15 protein-coding genes are annotated in these 16038 nt (G+C 67.5%); 8 read left to right on the forward strand and 7 right to left on the reverse strand.

The features are described from left to right. Positions 1-156 precede the first annotated feature (156 nt). The 3 genes from ABD295_RS11080 (at position 157) to ABD295_RS11090 (ending at position 3333) form a co-directional block, all read left to right on the forward strand. Complete coding sequence (locus ABD295_RS11080) at positions 157-870, forward strand: FadR/GntR family transcriptional regulator (protein WP_344303778.1); 714 nt, start codon at positions 157-159, stop codon at positions 868-870. 232 nt (positions 871-1102) lie between these two features. Beyond that, positions 1103-2542, forward strand: coding sequence for a flavin-containing monooxygenase (locus tag ABD295_RS11085; protein WP_344303779.1), 1440 nt, complete (start codon positions 1103-1105; stop codon positions 2540-2542). Continuing rightward, positions 2539-3333 (forward strand): gamma-glutamyl-gamma-aminobutyrate hydrolase family protein, encoded by a 795-nt coding sequence (locus tag ABD295_RS11090; RefSeq protein ID WP_344303780.1) that lies wholly within the window; start codon positions 2539-2541, stop codon positions 3331-3333. The genes ABD295_RS11085 and ABD295_RS11090 overlap by 4 nt, the downstream gene beginning before the upstream one ends. A 258-nt stretch (positions 3334-3591) precedes the next feature. Here ABD295_RS11090 and ABD295_RS11095 read toward each other — a convergent pair whose 3' ends face one another. From ABD295_RS11095 to ABD295_RS11110, 5 genes are all read right to left on the reverse strand, one after another. Next, positions 3592-4866 carry an NAD(P)/FAD-dependent oxidoreductase gene (locus ABD295_RS11095; protein ID WP_344303781.1) on the reverse strand — a complete coding sequence of 425 codons (1275 nt, stop codon included), beginning with the start codon at positions 4864-4866 and terminating at the stop codon, positions 3592-3594. A gap of 241 nt (positions 4867-5107) precedes the next feature. Beyond that, the gene (locus ABD295_RS21185; protein WP_425574040.1) at positions 5108-5431 is read right to left on the reverse strand and encodes a TraR/DksA family transcriptional regulator; all 324 of its coding nucleotides are present in this window, start codon (positions 5429-5431) and stop codon (positions 5108-5110) included. A 63-nt stretch (positions 5432-5494) separates the two neighbouring features. Continuing rightward, positions 5495-5935 carry a hypothetical protein gene (locus tag ABD295_RS11100; RefSeq protein WP_344303782.1) on the reverse strand — a complete coding sequence of 147 codons (441 nt, stop codon included), beginning with the start codon at positions 5933-5935 and terminating at the stop codon, positions 5495-5497. A 551-nt stretch (positions 5936-6486) separates the two neighbouring features. Further along, on the reverse strand, positions 6487-6639 hold the full coding sequence (locus ABD295_RS11105; protein ID WP_344303783.1) for a hypothetical protein: 153 nt from the start codon (positions 6637-6639) through the stop codon (positions 6487-6489). Between the two features lie 99 nt (positions 6640-6738). After that, a complete protein-coding gene (locus ABD295_RS11110) occupies positions 6739-7440 on the reverse strand; it encodes a hypothetical protein (protein ID WP_344303784.1) in 702 nt (233 codons plus the stop codon). A 461-nt stretch (positions 7441-7901) separates the two neighbouring features. On the opposite strand from ABD295_RS11110, the gene ABD295_RS11115 reads away from it, so the two are divergent. Genes ABD295_RS11115 through ABD295_RS11125 form a run of 3 tightly spaced genes read left to right on the forward strand, consistent with a single transcriptional unit; the run spans position 7902 to position 12057 of the window. Next, positions 7902-8831, forward strand: a complete 930-nt coding sequence (locus ABD295_RS11115; protein ID WP_344303785.1) for a universal stress protein — start codon at positions 7902-7904, stop codon at positions 8829-8831. Continuing rightward, positions 8831-11578, forward strand: a complete 2748-nt coding sequence (aceE, locus tag ABD295_RS11120) for a pyruvate dehydrogenase (acetyl-transferring), homodimeric type (RefSeq protein WP_344303786.1) — start codon at positions 8831-8833, stop codon at positions 11576-11578. The genes ABD295_RS11115 and aceE overlap by 1 nt, the downstream gene beginning before the upstream one ends. Further along, positions 11575-12057 carry a TraR/DksA family transcriptional regulator gene (locus ABD295_RS11125; protein WP_344303787.1) on the forward strand — a complete coding sequence of 161 codons (483 nt, stop codon included), beginning with the start codon at positions 11575-11577 and terminating at the stop codon, positions 12055-12057. The genes aceE and ABD295_RS11125 overlap by 4 nt, the downstream gene beginning before the upstream one ends. A 528-nt stretch (positions 12058-12585) precedes the next feature. Here the strand turns inward: ABD295_RS11125 and ABD295_RS11130 are convergent. Together ABD295_RS11130 and ABD295_RS11135 are read right to left on the reverse strand one after the other, a co-directional pair. Then, a complete protein-coding gene (locus ABD295_RS11130; RefSeq protein ID WP_344303788.1) occupies positions 12586-13842 on the reverse strand; it encodes a PucR family transcriptional regulator in 1257 nt (418 codons plus the stop codon). Positions 13843-13899: 57 nt separating this feature from the next. Beyond that, entirely contained in the window at positions 13900-14238 is a 339-nt protein-coding gene (locus ABD295_RS11135) for a DUF488 domain-containing protein (RefSeq protein ID WP_486348086.1), read from the reverse strand. Between the two features lie 632 nt (positions 14239-14870). On the opposite strand from ABD295_RS11135, the gene ABD295_RS11140 reads away from it, so the two are divergent. Then, entirely contained in the window at positions 14871-15359 is a 489-nt protein-coding gene (locus tag ABD295_RS11140; protein ID WP_344303790.1) for a hypothetical protein, read from the forward strand. Positions 15360-15451: 92 nt separating this feature from the next. Continuing rightward, the gene (gene folE / locus ABD295_RS11145; protein WP_344303791.1) at positions 15452-16036 is read left to right on the forward strand and encodes a GTP cyclohydrolase I FolE; all 585 of its coding nucleotides are present in this window, start codon (positions 15452-15454) and stop codon (positions 16034-16036) included. Positions 16037-16038: the final 2 nt, after the last annotated feature.

Below are 16038 nucleotides of genomic sequence, written 5' to 3' on the forward strand. Positions count from 1 at the left end.
TTAAAAGGTCAAGGGCCTAGACCCTAGGCCTTTTAGGCCGCCCAGCGCACGTTTCGTCCGGCCGAACCGGAGCTCGTGCGTGCTAACTTTTCGCGAAGGACATGCAGGCAGGGGACGAGTGTGACCACATCGGGCAGGACGGACGACCGCGGCGCCTTGTTGAAGCCGATTCGGCCGGTCGCGGCACATGAGCTCGTCCTGGAGCAGATCAAGTCCGCCGTCATGCTCGGGCGGTACCAGCCCGGCGAGAGCCTTCCTCCCGAGCGCGAGCTGGCGAAGTTCCTCAACGTCAGCCGCACCACGGTTCGCGAGGCGGTCGCCGTCCTGGTCGCCGAGGAGCTGCTCGAGGTCAAACGCGGACGCGGTGGCGGCCTCTTCGTCAGACCGGCCGCAACGCCGTCCATCAGCCGCCAGAACCTGAGCGAGCAGCGGGCGGTCCTGCGAGCGGTCTTCGACTTCCGCATCGCGGTGGAGTCCAGCTGCGCGGAGCTCGCCGCCCTGCGCAGAACCACCGCTGACATCCGCAGACTGCGCCGACTGCACCACGAGATGACCGAGCTGACGGCCAGCAACGCCCTGGAACCGACGGCGGCCGGCACCGCGAGGTTCCTCGCCCTCGACTCCGACTTCCACACCGCGATCGCAACGGCAGCACGCAGCCCCCAGCTGGAGGAGGCGATGGCGCAGGGTCGGCTCAACATGTTCCGACCCGTGGGCCAGATCTTCACTCGCCTCGAGGACAACGCCGACCACCTGCACAAGGACGTGATCGACGCCATCGAGGCGAAGGACGGCGAGCTGGCGCGCGTTCTGATGCGCCGGCACATCGAGGGCACCCGCGCCACGGTCGAGGCCTGGCTCAGGCCCTGACGTCACCGCCCACATCGGGCACTCACCGCCGTGCACGACGCGCGCGAGCCCCTTCGCGCGTCAGGCCGCCGCGGCGCGCTGTCGGCCATCGGGTCCGCGAGGTGACCACGCGGCCCCGGGTCTCCACGCCGTGCCTGAGCGGGCCTCCTTGACTTCCGACCGTAAGGATCAGATATTGTGCCTTTAGAGTTGATGCGGCGGGAGCCGCTTCCTGACGGAGAGAGAAGCAAGGGTGCGAGTCGCGATCATCGGGGCGGGTTTCAGCGGCATCGCTGCGGGCGTCGCTCTTCGCCGAGCAGGCATTGAAGACTTCGTGATCTTCGAGTCCGCTCCTGGGATCGGCGGGACCTGGTGGTACAACCGCTACCCCGGGGCCGAGGTCGACCTCGAGTCGCACATCTACTCCTACAGCTTCGCCCGCGCAGACTGGTCGGGCACTCATGTTGGGTGGCAAGAGCTTCAGGCGTACTTGGAGCAGGTCGTCGTGACCCAGGGACTGAGCCAGCACATCAGGTTCTCGACCACGGTGGCGTCCGCCCAGTGGCGGGACGGCGAGGGATACACCGTCACCACCACAGACGGGCAGTCGGAGAGCTTCACGGCCGTGATCAGCGCCGTCGGGTTCCTGAACATCCCACTGATTCCCCCCTTCGCCCGCGACGCCTCAGAGTTCGCTGGGGTGGTCTGCCACACGTCCCGTTGGCCCGAGGGCCTCGACATGTCGGGGAAGGATGTCGCGGTCGTCGGCACCGGATCGTCAGCCGTCCAGATCGTCGCCGAAGCGACGGACGTGGCCGGCACCGTCAAGATCTTCCAGCTGGAGCCCAACTGGATCCTGCCCAAGAACAGTCGACGGTTCGGAAGCCTCGAACGCCGATTGAACCGGCTGACCCCCGTCTACCGCTGGCGCCGGCTCCGGCTCTACGTCGGCTACGACCGCAGGCAGTTCCGGTCGAGTCACGCGCGAGCAGATGGCCACTCCAACAAGCAGCGCGCCGAGCTCGCCCGACGGTTCCTCAGCAAGTCCCTGGCGGACCGCCCCGACCTTCTCGAGCTGGCTACACCGGACTTCGCGTTCGAGGCAAGACGCACGGTCATGAGCGACACGTACTACGAGTGCCTGAAGCGGCCGCACGTGACGCTGGTCCCGCACGGGGTCAAGGGTTTGACGGGCACTGGTGTCCTTGACGCGAACGGCGACGAGCACCGCTTCGACATCGTCGTCCTCGCCACCGGTTTCGACGCCGCCAACTACCTGGCCAACTACTCGGTGACCGGCGTGGACGACCAGGATCTGCACCGCACCTGGGCCGGGGAGCCGGACGCGTTCCTGGGCATGATGGTCCCTGGGTTCCCGAACTTCTTCATGATGTACGGCCCCAACACCAACGCGTCCCCGTTGGTCCACTTCTACGAGAGCCAGGCGGCCTTCATCGCCGGTGTCCTTGCCGACCTGCCTGGGGTCGGGACCCCTGCCGTGGAGGTGAAGCGGTGGGCATACGACGCCTACAACGAGTGGTTGCAGTCTCGCCTCTCCAAGACCGTGTGGGCCACCACCACGAGCTACTTCACGGCCGGAACGGGCAAGATCGTCTCGCAATGGCCTGACAACTCGACCATCTACCGCCTCCTCACCCGTCTTGCTCGTCGGGTAGCGCTCACGCGGCGATGAGGCACGCAACGCCGCCGTTCATCGGCATCACCTACGCCAGCAACGAGTTCGACCAGTTCGCCGACTGGCGGCTGATGTTCCGCAGCGTCATCGAGGCCGGGGGTGTCCCTCTCGCCATCGACTGCGGAGGCGGCGTCGAGGCAGACGAAGTCCGAGCCCTGGTGGTCCGGCTCGACGGGCTGCTCATCTCCGGCGGCGGAGACGTCGATCCCGCGCTGCACGGCGGGGATAGGACGGACCCGACGCTGTACGGCGTCAACGCCCGGCGGGATGCGGCCGAGATCGCCGCCTTCGAAGCAGCCCGCAGCCGAGGACTCCCGATCATGGCCGTCTGCAGGGGCATGCATCTCGTCAACGCCCACATGGGCGGCACGCTGTGGACCGATCTGCGACGCGACCGGCCCTCGGAGGTCGACCATCGCCGTCCCAACTCCGAGGTGACGCTGACCGCTCACGAGGTCGTGCCGGTGCCCGGCACCCTGCTGTCCGCGTGGATGGCGACCGACGTCCCCGTCCCGGTCAACAGCCATCACCACCAAGGAGTTCGCGACCTCGCGCCGTCGTTCTCGGCCAGCGCCCATGCTGTGGACGGCCTCGTCGAGGCGATGGAGCTGCCTGCCCAGCGGATCCTGGCGATCCAGTGGCACCCAGAGGTCCTGTGGCAGACGGAGCGCCACGCCCAGCAACTGCTGGACTCCTTCGTGTCCGCCGCTGCTGGCGCTGACGGCGGGCTCGCCCCTCGTGATCGGCTCTCGACCGAGGGCCGCCTCCAGCCCCCTGTGCCGCTGTAGGCCGCGCGGATCGGCACGTGCGGCTCCGCCCAGCAGCGGTGTCTCGTCTGATCTCGCGCATCGGGCGGTCGAGGTGATGGGGCCCCCCCTCGTTCGGTTGATGGACGCATCGATCACGCCGCGTCCTTGCGGCACTCCACCCCCGCGGCCTGGGCCGCCAGGTCCTCGACCCGTGACCCCTCACGACGTACGAGCCGTTGCCCCGCCGCAGGTTCCGCGGGGAGGGTTAGCCAAGCAGGGCCACCGGCCTCGCCCCTGTCATCGAAGTGGATGGAACGGTTGTAGCGGCCCGGGCACGGCACCGGACGTGATCTGCTCGGCGAGGAGCTTCCCAGTTACGGGACCGAGAGCCATCCCCCACATGCCGTGCCCTCCCGCGACGAAGACACGGGGCGAGGTGGTTGCTCCGATGAGTGGCAGACCGTCGGTGGTGCAAGGCCTGGAACCGACCCATTCGTCGTGTCGCTGCTCCAGGTCGACACCCGGTAACAGGCCGCGCACCGAGTCGACAATGGCTCGGACCCGCCGCGGATCGAGTGGTTCGCCGGGGTCACGGAACTCCATCATTCCTGCGATTCGAAGCCGCTCGGCTGTTTGCTCGGAATGGCTTGAGGCTGGCACACCGCTGGGGTCCGCAGGCTCGTGGAGCGGGGTGCAGGCGACGCGCTGCTGTGGGAAGTAGACGGGGGCCTGAGGGATCTCCTCGCCGAGGACGGTGAAGGAGTAGCCTCGACCGGCTTGGACCAGTCGTCTGACGCCATGGTCTCGAGCGAGCCGGGTGAGCGCGGCACCGGTGGCCAGGACCACGGCGTCGTGACGGTGTCGAGCGCCAATGCTGTCGACGAGATGGACTGCGCTTGCTTCGGTGTCGATGCCGACGATGCGGGTCCACTCGTTGAGCTTGCCGCCGCGCGCGATCACCGAGTGTGCGAGCGTGCGGACGAAGTGGGGCGGGTGTACGTAGCGCTGACCGTGGAGGAGGACGGCGGCGTCGACCTCTTTGCTGAGTGCGGGCTGGGCCCCTCGGACCTGGGGTCCGGTGAGGTAGTCGAAGTAGACCGATTGTCCCGCTTGCTGGATCTGGCGCAGATGGTCGATGAACGCTCCGGCTTCCTTCGTCGTGCGGAAGCCGGCCAGGAAGGGGCGCGCACGTCGGGTTCGTGGCGTCGCTCCGGCATCGGCGAGGTCGTCGAAGGCGCGGAGGGCCAGCCTGTTGAGGGGCGCGTAGGCAGTCATGCCGGCTTGCCATCGTCGCTCGGTGCAGTGGGCGGCGAAGCCTCCGAGGAACCGCCAGAGGTAAGGATCGAAGCGGGGAGGCACGAAGACCGGGGAGCTTGGTCGGAGCGCGGTCTTGAAACCGTAACGGAGCACATCGGGCTCCGGGAGCGGCGTGGTGAGCGCCGGCGTCAGCCATCCAGCGTTGCCCCAGGATGCTCCGCTGACGGCGTGATCGGCATCGTAGACCGCGACCTCGACGCCTCGCTCCTGCAGGAACCAGGCGACGCTGAGCCCGACGATCCCGGCCCCGACCACAGCGACCTCAGTCGGGGGCCGACCAGCCGCGCCGACTGGTCGTGCTTGCTTCTGGCGGTACCGCCGGTGTGTCGCAGGGGCTGGCATGGACAGCGCCGGGCGTCGGTGACTTCTCACTGGAGGTGTCATGTGCTTGGTGCCTACTTCATTGGGTCGGTGGTGGCGCGCGGCTGCTGCACTGGCCGAGCGTTCGGACGGTCGGATGGAGCGGTCGGACAGACGGCCGGATCGGGGGGCCTGATCACTTCCGGGCGCAGCTGATGCAGGTGGCCGACCACGGCCTGACCTCGAGCCGTTCGACAGGAATCGACTGGGCGCAGCCCGTGCACGACCCGAACGTTCCCTCGACGAGTCGTTTCCGCGCAGCGGCGATCTCCCTCAGGACCTGGTTGAGAGCCTCTCGCTGCGCGCGAGTCACCTCATCGGTCTGTGCCCTGGGCAGTCCGTCGAGCTGCTGCTGCCGTGTCTCGGCCGCCTGTTGGAGCTCGCGGTCGAACCGGGCGGCCGTCAACGTCGGAGATGTTGGGTCGTCGATGAACGATGATCGGAGCGCTGACATGGTCATGGGTTTCCTCCAGGTTTCTCAGGGGTGTTCGCGGGTGGGACCGGCGGTGGTCCGTCATGCGTTTCAGATGTCGAGGGCGCAGTGGATACAGGCGGACGACCACGGCTTCACGGTCAGCAAGGTCAGAGAGATCGGCGCGGAACAGACCATGCAGGTGCCGTAGCTGCCGTCTCTCAGCCGTGCTCTCGCACCGATCGCCTGGGCCAGCGTGCGTTCCAGGTGGAGCCGGTACGACGCGGAGCGACGGCCGAGGTCGCGCAGCTCCGGCAGTGCTCGTAGCCGGAGGACGAGGGCTCTGATCGTCGTGCCCAAAGCGTCCGGCGCGTCGATTGGGAGTGCGACGGTCTCGTCGAAGCGGGAACCCGTCCTGTCTGGTCTCGCCGGGAACAGATCGACCCGCTCCCATCCAGCGACTCTGGTGTCGCCCGGCGCGTCCCCGTCGTCCAAGCCGTCGTCCAAGCCGTCGTCCAAGCCGCCGTCCAAGCCGCCGTTCACGCCGCCCACGCCGTGCCCGTCATGCTCCGGGTCTGCGTTCGAGGGTTCTTCGGCAACGCGCCCGGTGCGTGGTGCCCGGCTGACTTGAGCGGTTTCATCGCGAGACACCGAGCGCTTCCGACTCGTGCGCACGGGTGGGGGCGCACCTGCGCCCTGCTCGTGCGGGTGGTCCCGCTTGTCGCGTGCTGTCTCCTCGATCGGTCGAGCGTCGCGTGCGAACCAGACATCGGCGAAGAGTCCGACCCAGCTGGACATCGTTGTCCTTTCCCCGGTCCGCCAGTGACCTGGTGTGGCGGAGCGGTTTGCGTACGAGGTGGCATGCAGCAGTCCCACCTGTCGGGTGGGCCTTCCTGCTGACGGGTAGGCCGATCAGTCCGCGGTGACCTGGGAGTCACGAGTCGACCTCGGCCGACGTACGTCGGTAGCGGTGAGCAAGTGCGGACCTCGCTCCACGCGCTGGTCAAGGCACGGGACTGCCGGTGCGGACACTGGGACTGGATATGCGCAATGGCGGTGTGGCCGATGCCATCACCGCAGCGTCAAGTCCTGTCTCGAAAGGGTCAGGCCGGCGGTGCGCGGTCGACGCTGCGACGCAAGATGTCGAGACCACGGATCCCGCGCGCGACCTCGCTGAGCTCGACGGCCAGCAACGCGGCACCCGACAGCACATGGGACGGTCCGACCGCCACCCCTCGCGCGTCAACCGGTGCCATGGCCGGGACCATAGCATCGGTGTTCTCGGGATGCCGGTCGCGCGATACAGGCTGCCCCGGCAGCAGCTGGACGACTCTGAGCACACGCACTCCGGACACCTATCCTTGGTCTCGGGTCAGCTGATCCCAGTCCAACACTGGCGCATCCCTGTGCTCGCCGGTCAGGTACGGCAAAGGGTTGTCAGCGGCTTCAGGGCCGGCCGTCAGCCAGACCGTGAAGCCGGCCCTGTTGCGCCGCTCCAGCTCATCGAGGTAGACCTGCCGTTCGGCGACGCCTGAGATCAGCTCGAGCGCTGACGTCCGTCGCTGCGACGCCCGGTAGCTGGCCCGCCAGCGTTTGCAGAGCTGCTCATCGGTCAGATCCGACACGCTCGCCGACCTGGAGAGGGCGAACGCAGGATTGGTACAGGCAAGCGCATGCGCGACTGCCTCCAGCTGGGCCGCCGACGGTGTGGGGACCGAGCGAACCATCTTGTTGGCGAAGGTCACGGCGGGTGGCGAACCGATCAGGACGGCCGTCGCGATCAGGAGTACGCCGGCACCGAGCGTCGCGCCGTAGCCGATCAAGGCCGCAAAGCAAGATCCCGGTACGGCGGCACCGATCAGCAACAGACGAGCGCGCCCTCGGGTGGTCTGCCCCCAAAAGGTGTCACCCAGACAGAGAGTGACGATGGTGCCCACGACCCCGAGCAAGATGAACACGACAACCACAGCCTCGGGAGACGTGGCGAGAGCCGCCACGACGCCGATCATCCCCACCAACGCACAGGTGCGGTACCACCAGGTCCGGTAGACCTTCATCACCGTCGCCTCGCTTTCACACAGACCAACCGGGGCACCTCCAGCCTGCGGGCTCGGCCCCGGTCCAGGCGATGGACCACCCCCCGCTCGTGCTGCTTGACCACCTTGACGCTCATTGCTGCCCCGAGCGCTTGGTCCCTCAGCATGGTCACGTCCTCTCGGTTGTTCCCACTCTCCCTTCGCACGGCGCCGCGCATCAGCGTCACGGTCGGCGAAGTCGATGCCGTCGAGACTGCAGGAGTCCGGCAAGGTCGGTGTGCCGCCACTGGCTCTGGCTCGGGCGTCATGCCGGAGTGTCGGCCGCCGACCCGCCACGCCGCGTTCATCGTTGCCGACGATGGGCAACGGGACCGGTCGAAGGATCGCCGACCGCACGCCTTCCGCTCGGCCCTCCTGGAACGGATTGTGGTGGTCGGCACCCCTGACCTGGGTGACCTGGCACATCGGATGGAGCGTGCGACATGACGGACAAGGCCGAGTACGACGCCGACCACATCGTTCGGGGAGACCACACCGCGATCGTCGTCGGTGTGGACGGGTCGCCGCACGGCCAGGAAGCGCTGGAGTGGGCTGCCGCAGAAGCCTCCACCGGTCAACGGCCGTTGCACATCGTGCATGGCTTCACCTGGCCGATGATGGGAGTGCCTTTCGAGCTGGCCTCTTTGGCACTTCCGGACGCCCGCCTGCAGGCAGCCGCCGAGGCTGTGCTGTTGGACGCCGAGACGCGTGCCCGGGACCTCGCGCCGGATGTCAAGGTCACCACAGAGCTGGTCATGGGCTCGACAGAGCGCGCTCTGCTCCAGCAGGCTCACGACGCCGAGATGATCGTGGTCGGCAGTCAGACGATGCACGCTTTCACCGAGTTGTTTACCGGATCGGGGCCAGCCACGTTGGCAGCCCACGCGTCCTGTCCGGTGATCATCGTCCACAGAAGGACCGACCAACGGTCGCCGGCGTCCCGAGTCGTGGTCGGCACGGACGGTTCAGACGCCTCGGAACCCGCGGTCGACTTCGCGTTCGAGGCAGCGGCCCGCCACGGCGCCTCCCTCACCGCAGTCCATGCCTGGTCTCCGCCGACCTCGGTCTTCCCCGAAGCGGTCGTCGCGCAGCACGAGCGGGAGCGCCTGCTAGGGGTGCTCGAGGCGAAGGCGCGACGGTTCCCCCAGATCGAGGTCGAGGTCAAGCTCGTCGACGACGATCCCGGCGGAGCCTTGACCGAGGAGTCCGCTGACGCCGAGCTGATCGTGGTCGGATCACGTGGCCGCGGTGGTCTGCAGGGGTTGCTGTTGGGCTCGGTGAGCCAGACGGTGCTCCACGACGCCGAGTGTCCCGTCGCGGTGGTCGGGCCGCACGCCGGTTCCACCGACCTGTCCACGGACGACGATAAGTGATGACGTCGACCCCTGGCAGTGGGCTGTTGCCCGGCCAGCTCCTGGACCTGGACCCCGATGAGACCGTCGAATGGCTGGAGTCGTTGGACCAGGTCATCGACCACGCAGGGCTGAACCGGGCCCGCTACCTGCTCCTGAGCGTCCTGCAACGTGCACGCGACCGCCAGGTGGGGGTCTCGGGGCTGCGCAGCACCGACTACGTCAACACCATCGCCCCCGACGCGGAGCCGCAGTTCCCAGGTGATGAGCAGCTCGAGCGTCGGATCCGGGCCTACGTCCGCTGGAACGCGGCGGTGATGGTGCACCGGGCGCAACGGCCTGAGGTCGCGGTCGGAGGGCACATCTCCACCTACGCCTCGGCCGCGGCGCTGTACGAGGTGGGGTTCAACCACTTCTTCCACGGCCACGACAGTCCGGGCGGCGCGGACCAGATCTACGTGCAAGGACACGCCTCCCCCGGCATCTATGCGCGAGCGTTTCTGGAGGGCCGGTTGACCAGCGACCAGCTGGACGGCTTCCGCCAGGAGCTCTCCCACGCCGGACCCGGCGGCGGACTGTCGTCGTACCCGCATCCCCGGCTCATGCCGGGCTTCTGGGAGTTCCCCACGGTCTCGATGGGACTGGGACCGCTGAACGCGATCTACCAGGCGCGGTTCAACCGCTACCTGCGCGACCGCGGGATCAAGGACACCAGCACGCAACGCGTCTGGGCATTCCTCGGAGACGGGGAGCTGGACGAACCGGAGTCCCTGGGCGCGATCGGCGTCGCGGCCCGCGAAAATCTGGACAACCTCATCTTCGTCGTCAACTGCAACCTGCAACGGTTGGACGGCCCGGTCCGCGGCAACGGGAAGATCATCCAGGAGATGGAGTCGTACTTCCGCGGCGCCGGATGGAACGTCATCAAGGTCATCTGGGGTCGGGAATGGGACCCGCTACTGGCCGCCGATGTCGACGGTGCGTTGGTGAACCTGATGAACACCACCCCGGACGGGGACTTCCAGACCTACAAGGCCGAGTCCGGTGCCTTCGTGCGTGAGCACTTCTTCGGTCGCGACCCCCGCACCGCAGCCATGGTCGAGCACCTCTCCGATGACCAGGTCTGGGGTCTCAAGCGCGGGGGCCACGACTACCGCAAGCTCTATGCCGCCTACCGAATGGCCACCGAGCACACCGGTCAACCCACCGTGATCCTGGCCAAGACCGTCAAAGGCTGGACGCTCGGGTCGCATTTCGAGGGTCGCAACTCCACTCACCAGATGAAGAAGCTGACCCTGGATGATCTGAAGGGTTTCCGCGACCGGCTCCACCTCGAGATCCGCGACGCAGATCTGGACGAGACGCTGCCGCCCTACCACCGTCCTGCGGCCGGGTCTCAGGAGCTGGAGTACCTGCACGCACGTCGTCACGCTCTGGGCGGCTACCTACCCTCGCGCTCGGTGTCGGCCAAGCCTCTGAGACTGCCCGGCGTCGACGCCTATGCCTCGGCCCGCCGGGGATCCGGCCGGCAAGAAGTGGCCACCACGATGGTGTTCGTCCGGCTCCTCAAGGACCTGATGAAGGACCCGGACGTCGGGCACCGGTTCGTACCGATCATCCCCGACGAGGCGCGCACCTTCGGACTGGACGCCCTCTTCCCCTCCAAGAAGATCTACTCCCCCCACGGTCAGCATTACCTCTCGGTCGACCGGGACCTGCTGTTGAGCTACCAGGAGGACACCCGAGGTGTCCTCCTGCACGAAGGCATCACCGAGGCCGGCTCGGTCGCCTCGTGGACGGCCGCCGGAAGCTCGTATGCCACCCACAGCGAACCCATGATCCCGGTCTACATGTTCTACTCGATGTTCGGCTTCCAACGAACCGGCGACGGGCTGTGGGCGGCCGCGGACCAGATGACCCGCGGTTTCCTGCTCGGAGCCACCGCAGGCCGCACCACCCTCAACGGCGAAGGTCTCCAGCACCAGGACGGACACTCGCAGCTGCTCGCCTCGACCAACCCCGCCTGCCTGCCCTACGACCCCGCCTACGCGTTCGAGCTCGGTCACATCGTCGCCGACGGACTGCGGCGCATGTACGGCCGACCCCGCGACGGGGAAGACCCCGATATCTTCTACTACCTCACCCTCTACAACGAACCGATCGTGCAGCCGGCCGAACCCGACAACGTCGATGTGAAGGGCATTCTCACCGGCATGCACCACTACTCCCCCGCCGCCGACGGGGACGGACCGCGAGCGCAGATCCTGGCCTCCGGCATCGCCATGCCCTGGGCCCTGGAGGCACAACACCTCCTCCAGCACGACTGGGGTGTGTACGCCGACGTGTGGTCGGTGACCTCCTGGACACGACTGCGCCGCGAAGCACTCGACGCGGACCACTGGAACCTGCTGCACCCCGATCAACCACCCCGCGTCGCCTACGTGACCCGCCGGCTGCAGAACCAGCCCGGACCGGTCGTGGCAGTCTCGGACTGGATGCGCGCCGTACCCGACCAGATCGCACCATTCATATCCGGGACCTGGTCGTCCCTGGGAACCGACGGGTTCGGACTCTCCGACACCCGCGCGACACTGCGGCGCCACTTCCACGTCGACGCACACTCGATCACCGCCCGCGTGCTCCAACAACTGGCCGCCACCGAGAAGCTGGACGGCTCGACGCTCCGCACGGCGATGGAGACCTACCAGATCCAAAGGCTGCGGACCGGCGCAACGCCCCCGACTGCCCTGATCGGAGAAAAGCCATGACCACCACACTGCATCGAACAGGCGAACCATCGCCGCCCGCACCCTTCTGCGGCACTGACGCCGACCTACGAGCCCTGCGCTCGGACCTCGAGCAGCAGCGATCCTTCAGGATCGACCAGCTCCGGCAGCTCACCCGCCTCCTTCAGGACCCAGGAACCGACGACGACGCACACATCTCGGTCGCGCTCACCCTGAGATCAGCGGCGACATCGGTTCTGGCAGACGTCGAGGCAGCTCTGCGCCGAATCGACGACCGTTCGTTCGGGGCTTGCCCTGCCTGCGGTACGCCTATTCCTCTGTCGCGGCTGCAGGCCCTGCCGATGACCCGATGGTGCAGACCCTGCCAGCAGGCCAACGAATCGACTGCCGACGTCCCCGACACGGCAACGCATCCCGGATCCGTACAGGTGGCGCTCGACATCGTTGAGGTGTGGGGCCAGGGATCCTTCCCGGCCAGCGACCCACCCGCCAACTGGTAGCCCGACTCGACGCGGTGGACCGATGGCACGACCCTGACCTTCTGATCACGGCAACCTTCGTTGCCGACGCCGGGCAGTCGGGGTGGCACAAGTCAGCCGAACACTCACCTACCTCGACCCACTCATGGAGCCAAGACTGGAAGGACCCCTGAAGGAGGAAGTCATGCTGATCCCAGTGCGTCACCGAAGGTGGACGTCAGTCAGTCCAGGTCCAAGATCATGACCGTCGTCCAATACGTGGTGTGGTTCATCGGCATGGCCATCGCGACCGCTGCCATCCTGACGGTCGGCACACTCTCCGCGGCCGACATCCTCCGATGGCAGCGTCCCCGACGCTTGCGCCGACGCCGGCTCCGTCATGCTCCACCCGCAAGCCCAGCTACGGCGGACTCGTCCAGCACGCCGACCGAACATCCCACGACCCCCATGGGCGTGCACTCGAGGTCGACGTCCGAAGACAGCCAAGGAAGCAGCGCGGCCTGACCGCGGCGACGGGTCCGGTCGAAGCAGCGTCGACGGCTGGCTGCGTCAGGGTTTGGTGTCCGGTTCGGGGAGAGGGTGCTCTGGCCAATCAAGCAGCTTCGCGCCGAGAACGGCGGCGTGCAGCGTGAACCGGTGTGCCGGGTCGGCCGGGTCGAACCCGGTGAGGGACTTGATCCGGTCCAGACGGTAGGTGACGGCTCGCACTGAGAGGTGGAGGCGGGCCGCGGCTGCTGTGGCGACGCACCCACACTCGAAGTACGAGATCAGCGTCTCGAGCAGTGGGCCGGCTCCCCCGCGCGCTTGCCGGAGCGGGTTGAGGACCGAGTCAACGAGGTCTACTAGTGCCGTTTGATCCCGCGCCAGCACCCGGTAGATCAGCAGGTCGCGCGTCTCGACGATCGGCGTGTCCAGGCTCATCCGGGTCGCCATGGTCAACCCCTCGCGCGCCTCCTCGTAGGAGCGCGCGATCCCGTAGGCACCCGGGTGCGCCCGACCGACAGCGACCCGCCACGGTGAGCCCCGACGGAGCCGGTTGAGCTCAGCGTGAACCGTCTTCCCGAGGTTGCCGCTTGTTGTCAGACCCATCGTGGTCGGAGCTCCGGTCGCCTCTGCGAGGGCAACAACGACCACCAGATTCTCCTTGGTCGCCACCAAGACGTCCCGGTCACCGAACCGATCTAGCACGACCCGCTCAAGGGCGCTGGTGGCCGCCGAGATGGAAGGGAGCCGTCGGCTGGGTTGGGCCAGGGCGACCTGATGGGCGCGAGTCAGATCCAGCCCGAAGGGTTCAGCCCTCTCGACGAGCTCGCTCAGGTGGGCGTCGCCGCGGAGAAGGTCATCCACGAGCTCGCGCCGTAGCGTCTCCTCCCTCCGAACGAGTTCGCGACCCGCCTCGGCATGACCGTCCGCGAAGGCCGCCACCGCCTCGTCCACCACCTGCAGCACCGCTTCGGCCGCCGCCCGCACTGCTTTGCTGTCACGTTGTCGAATCACCGCGGGCAGCTCGGCCCACACCCCGCGCGCAGCAGACAGGTAGAGGTCGACACCGCGCCCCACGGGCACTCCGCGCTCTGCGGCACGACGGCCTTGCTGACGGACCGCATCGATCTCCGCCCGTCTGGGAGACCCCCCGGTGATGGCGGCGTCGGCAAGCAGTGGCAGGTAGCCGGCCAGGAACTCCGTCGAGACTCCGCCGGCATCTTCACTGGCCGTCTCCGCAACTCGATCCAGCCAGGCCTCGTCGGGGATTGGGTCCAGGGCATCTCTTGGCGTGGGGTTGTGTTCCGCTCCGACCTTGTTCACGCACACATCCGTTCCGTGGACCGCTGTGCCTTCATTGATACACCCGGCGGGTCCACTTCACTGGTCGGCGGCGCGCAGCATGTCCGCGAGGATGGCGGCCTGACTGAGCTCGAGGCGTCTGGTGGCGGTGAGAAGAGTCAGTCGGTCGTGGGCAGCCATCAGTTGCAGGTGGCGCAGGGCGGAGGCTCGCTCTGGTTCGTCGAGCTCACGACGGTAGCGCGATCCGAACTCCTCGAACTTCGCGGGGTCGTGTCCGTACCACTTGCGAAGCGCATCGGAGGGAGCAACGTCTGTGCACCACTCGTCGAGCTCGGCTCGCGTCTTGCTCACTCCCCGCGGCCATCGCCTATCCACGAGCACGCGGATGCCGTCGTCGTCCGCGGAATCGTCGTAGATCCTTCTTAAGCGAACGTCAGGTGCTGGTGTCACTGCTCGTCTCCTGGAGATGGACCGGTCGGGTCTCCTCGTTCTGAGGATGGGACCCCGGACTCGGACAGGATGGCTGGCCTTCCGCGCGGATCCAGCGTTCGTCGTCGGTCGACATGCCACATCCAACATGCCGGGTATCAGCAACGAGGGGCGGGGACACTCACACCCGCGCTGACTTCGGGCGACGAGGTCGGAATGCGGAGCCACCTGAAACGGCTTCGCGGCTCATCAGCTTTGCCGGTAATCGGCAAGAGACTCCGCGACATGTCGGCCGGTTGCCGGTGCTGACGACGTCGGAACGTCGGCGCGATGGTGGCCTTCACCCGTTGATGACTCGTCGTAGGGAGATGGAAACCCATGAGGACCTATCGGATCCTGTGGCTCGCTGCCTGTCTCCCGTTGGGCGCGATTGGCAGCCGTGGCGTTCCGGTCGTCCCTGACGGCGGTAGGAGTCGTGGCCATCGTCTGCGGAATGGACGCGGGGAACACAGCTCATCGCTGCCCCAGACCCATTGCGGCTTCTAACGGACACAGGTCTTGACGAAACACACCTGGCTATTCTAACGTCTACTATATTCTCTTTTAGAAGGGTCGAGCGCATGACCGTCAGTCGATTCCTCTCCGCACCAACCACCACCCAGGGCCAGGCGACCTCGCCGCCAACCCCACTGGGCGCCCGTCAAGCCTTCCTGCTGCTGCGCACCGTGTTCACGATCGCGCCCATCGCCTTCGGGCTCGACAAGTTCTTCGGCCTCCTCACCGACTGGGAGCAGTACCTGGCTCCCTGGATCAACGACCTCACGCCCGGATCGGCCCACCAGGCGATGCTGGCCGTCGGCGTGATCGAGATCCTGGCCGGCCTCCTGGTGGCGGTCCGGCCCCACATCGGCGCCTACGTCGTCGCGGCCTGGCTGCTGGGCATCATCGTCAACCTGCTCAGCATCGGTGACTTCTACGACATCGCCCTGCGCGACTTCGGCCTCCTGGTCGGCGCCCTCGCCCTGGCCCGACTCGCCGCGCCGGCCCGGCTCGCAGCCGGCAGCTCAGCTCCGATGTCCGGCGACGCCCAGGACAGGGGCGCCCGGTGACACAACACCGCGCCGTGGAGGGTCCCTCCCGCGGCAACCCAGCAGTCAACTCGAGCGGTAACCCGGCCACGGTGTTGGCGTGGCGTGCGCCGGTGACCGCCACCCAGGCCGCTCCCGTCGACCTGGTCGCCGCGGAGCGGGCGGCCGCCGACCTGCTGCGTGCTCTCGGCCAGCCGATCGAGTCCGACGGGATGAGCGAGACACCGCGCCGGATGGCGCAGGCCTACGCAGAGATGCTCACCTGCGATGGCTTCGACTTCACCACCTTCGCCAACGCCGAGGGCTACGACGAGCTGGTTGTGGTGCAGGACATCCCGGTCCGTTCGGTCTGTGAGCATCACATGCTGCCCTTCGTCGGGGTGGCCCACCTGGGCTACCTACCCGCGGACCGGATTCTGGGGTTGTCGAAGTTCGCGCGCCTGGTGGCCTTCTACGCCCATCGAGCCCAAACCCAGGAGCGGCTGACCCAGCAGGTCGCCGATCACCTGGACCGTGAGCTGGCACCGCGCGGTGTGGGCGTGGTGATCGAGGCCGAGCACACGTGTATGAGCTTGCGTGGGGTCCGCGCCGCCGGGACCCGCACGGTCACATCGGCTCTGCTGGGCACCCTGCGCACCGATCCCGCCTCACGCGCCGAGTTCCTGTCGGTGACGCGCGGCTCCGGACGGGGGCGCTGACC

The sequence above is a fragment of the Nocardioides bigeumensis genome (assembly GCF_039531755.1).
GTDB lineage: Bacteria > Actinomycetota > Actinomycetes > Propionibacteriales > Nocardioidaceae > Nocardioides > Nocardioides bigeumensis.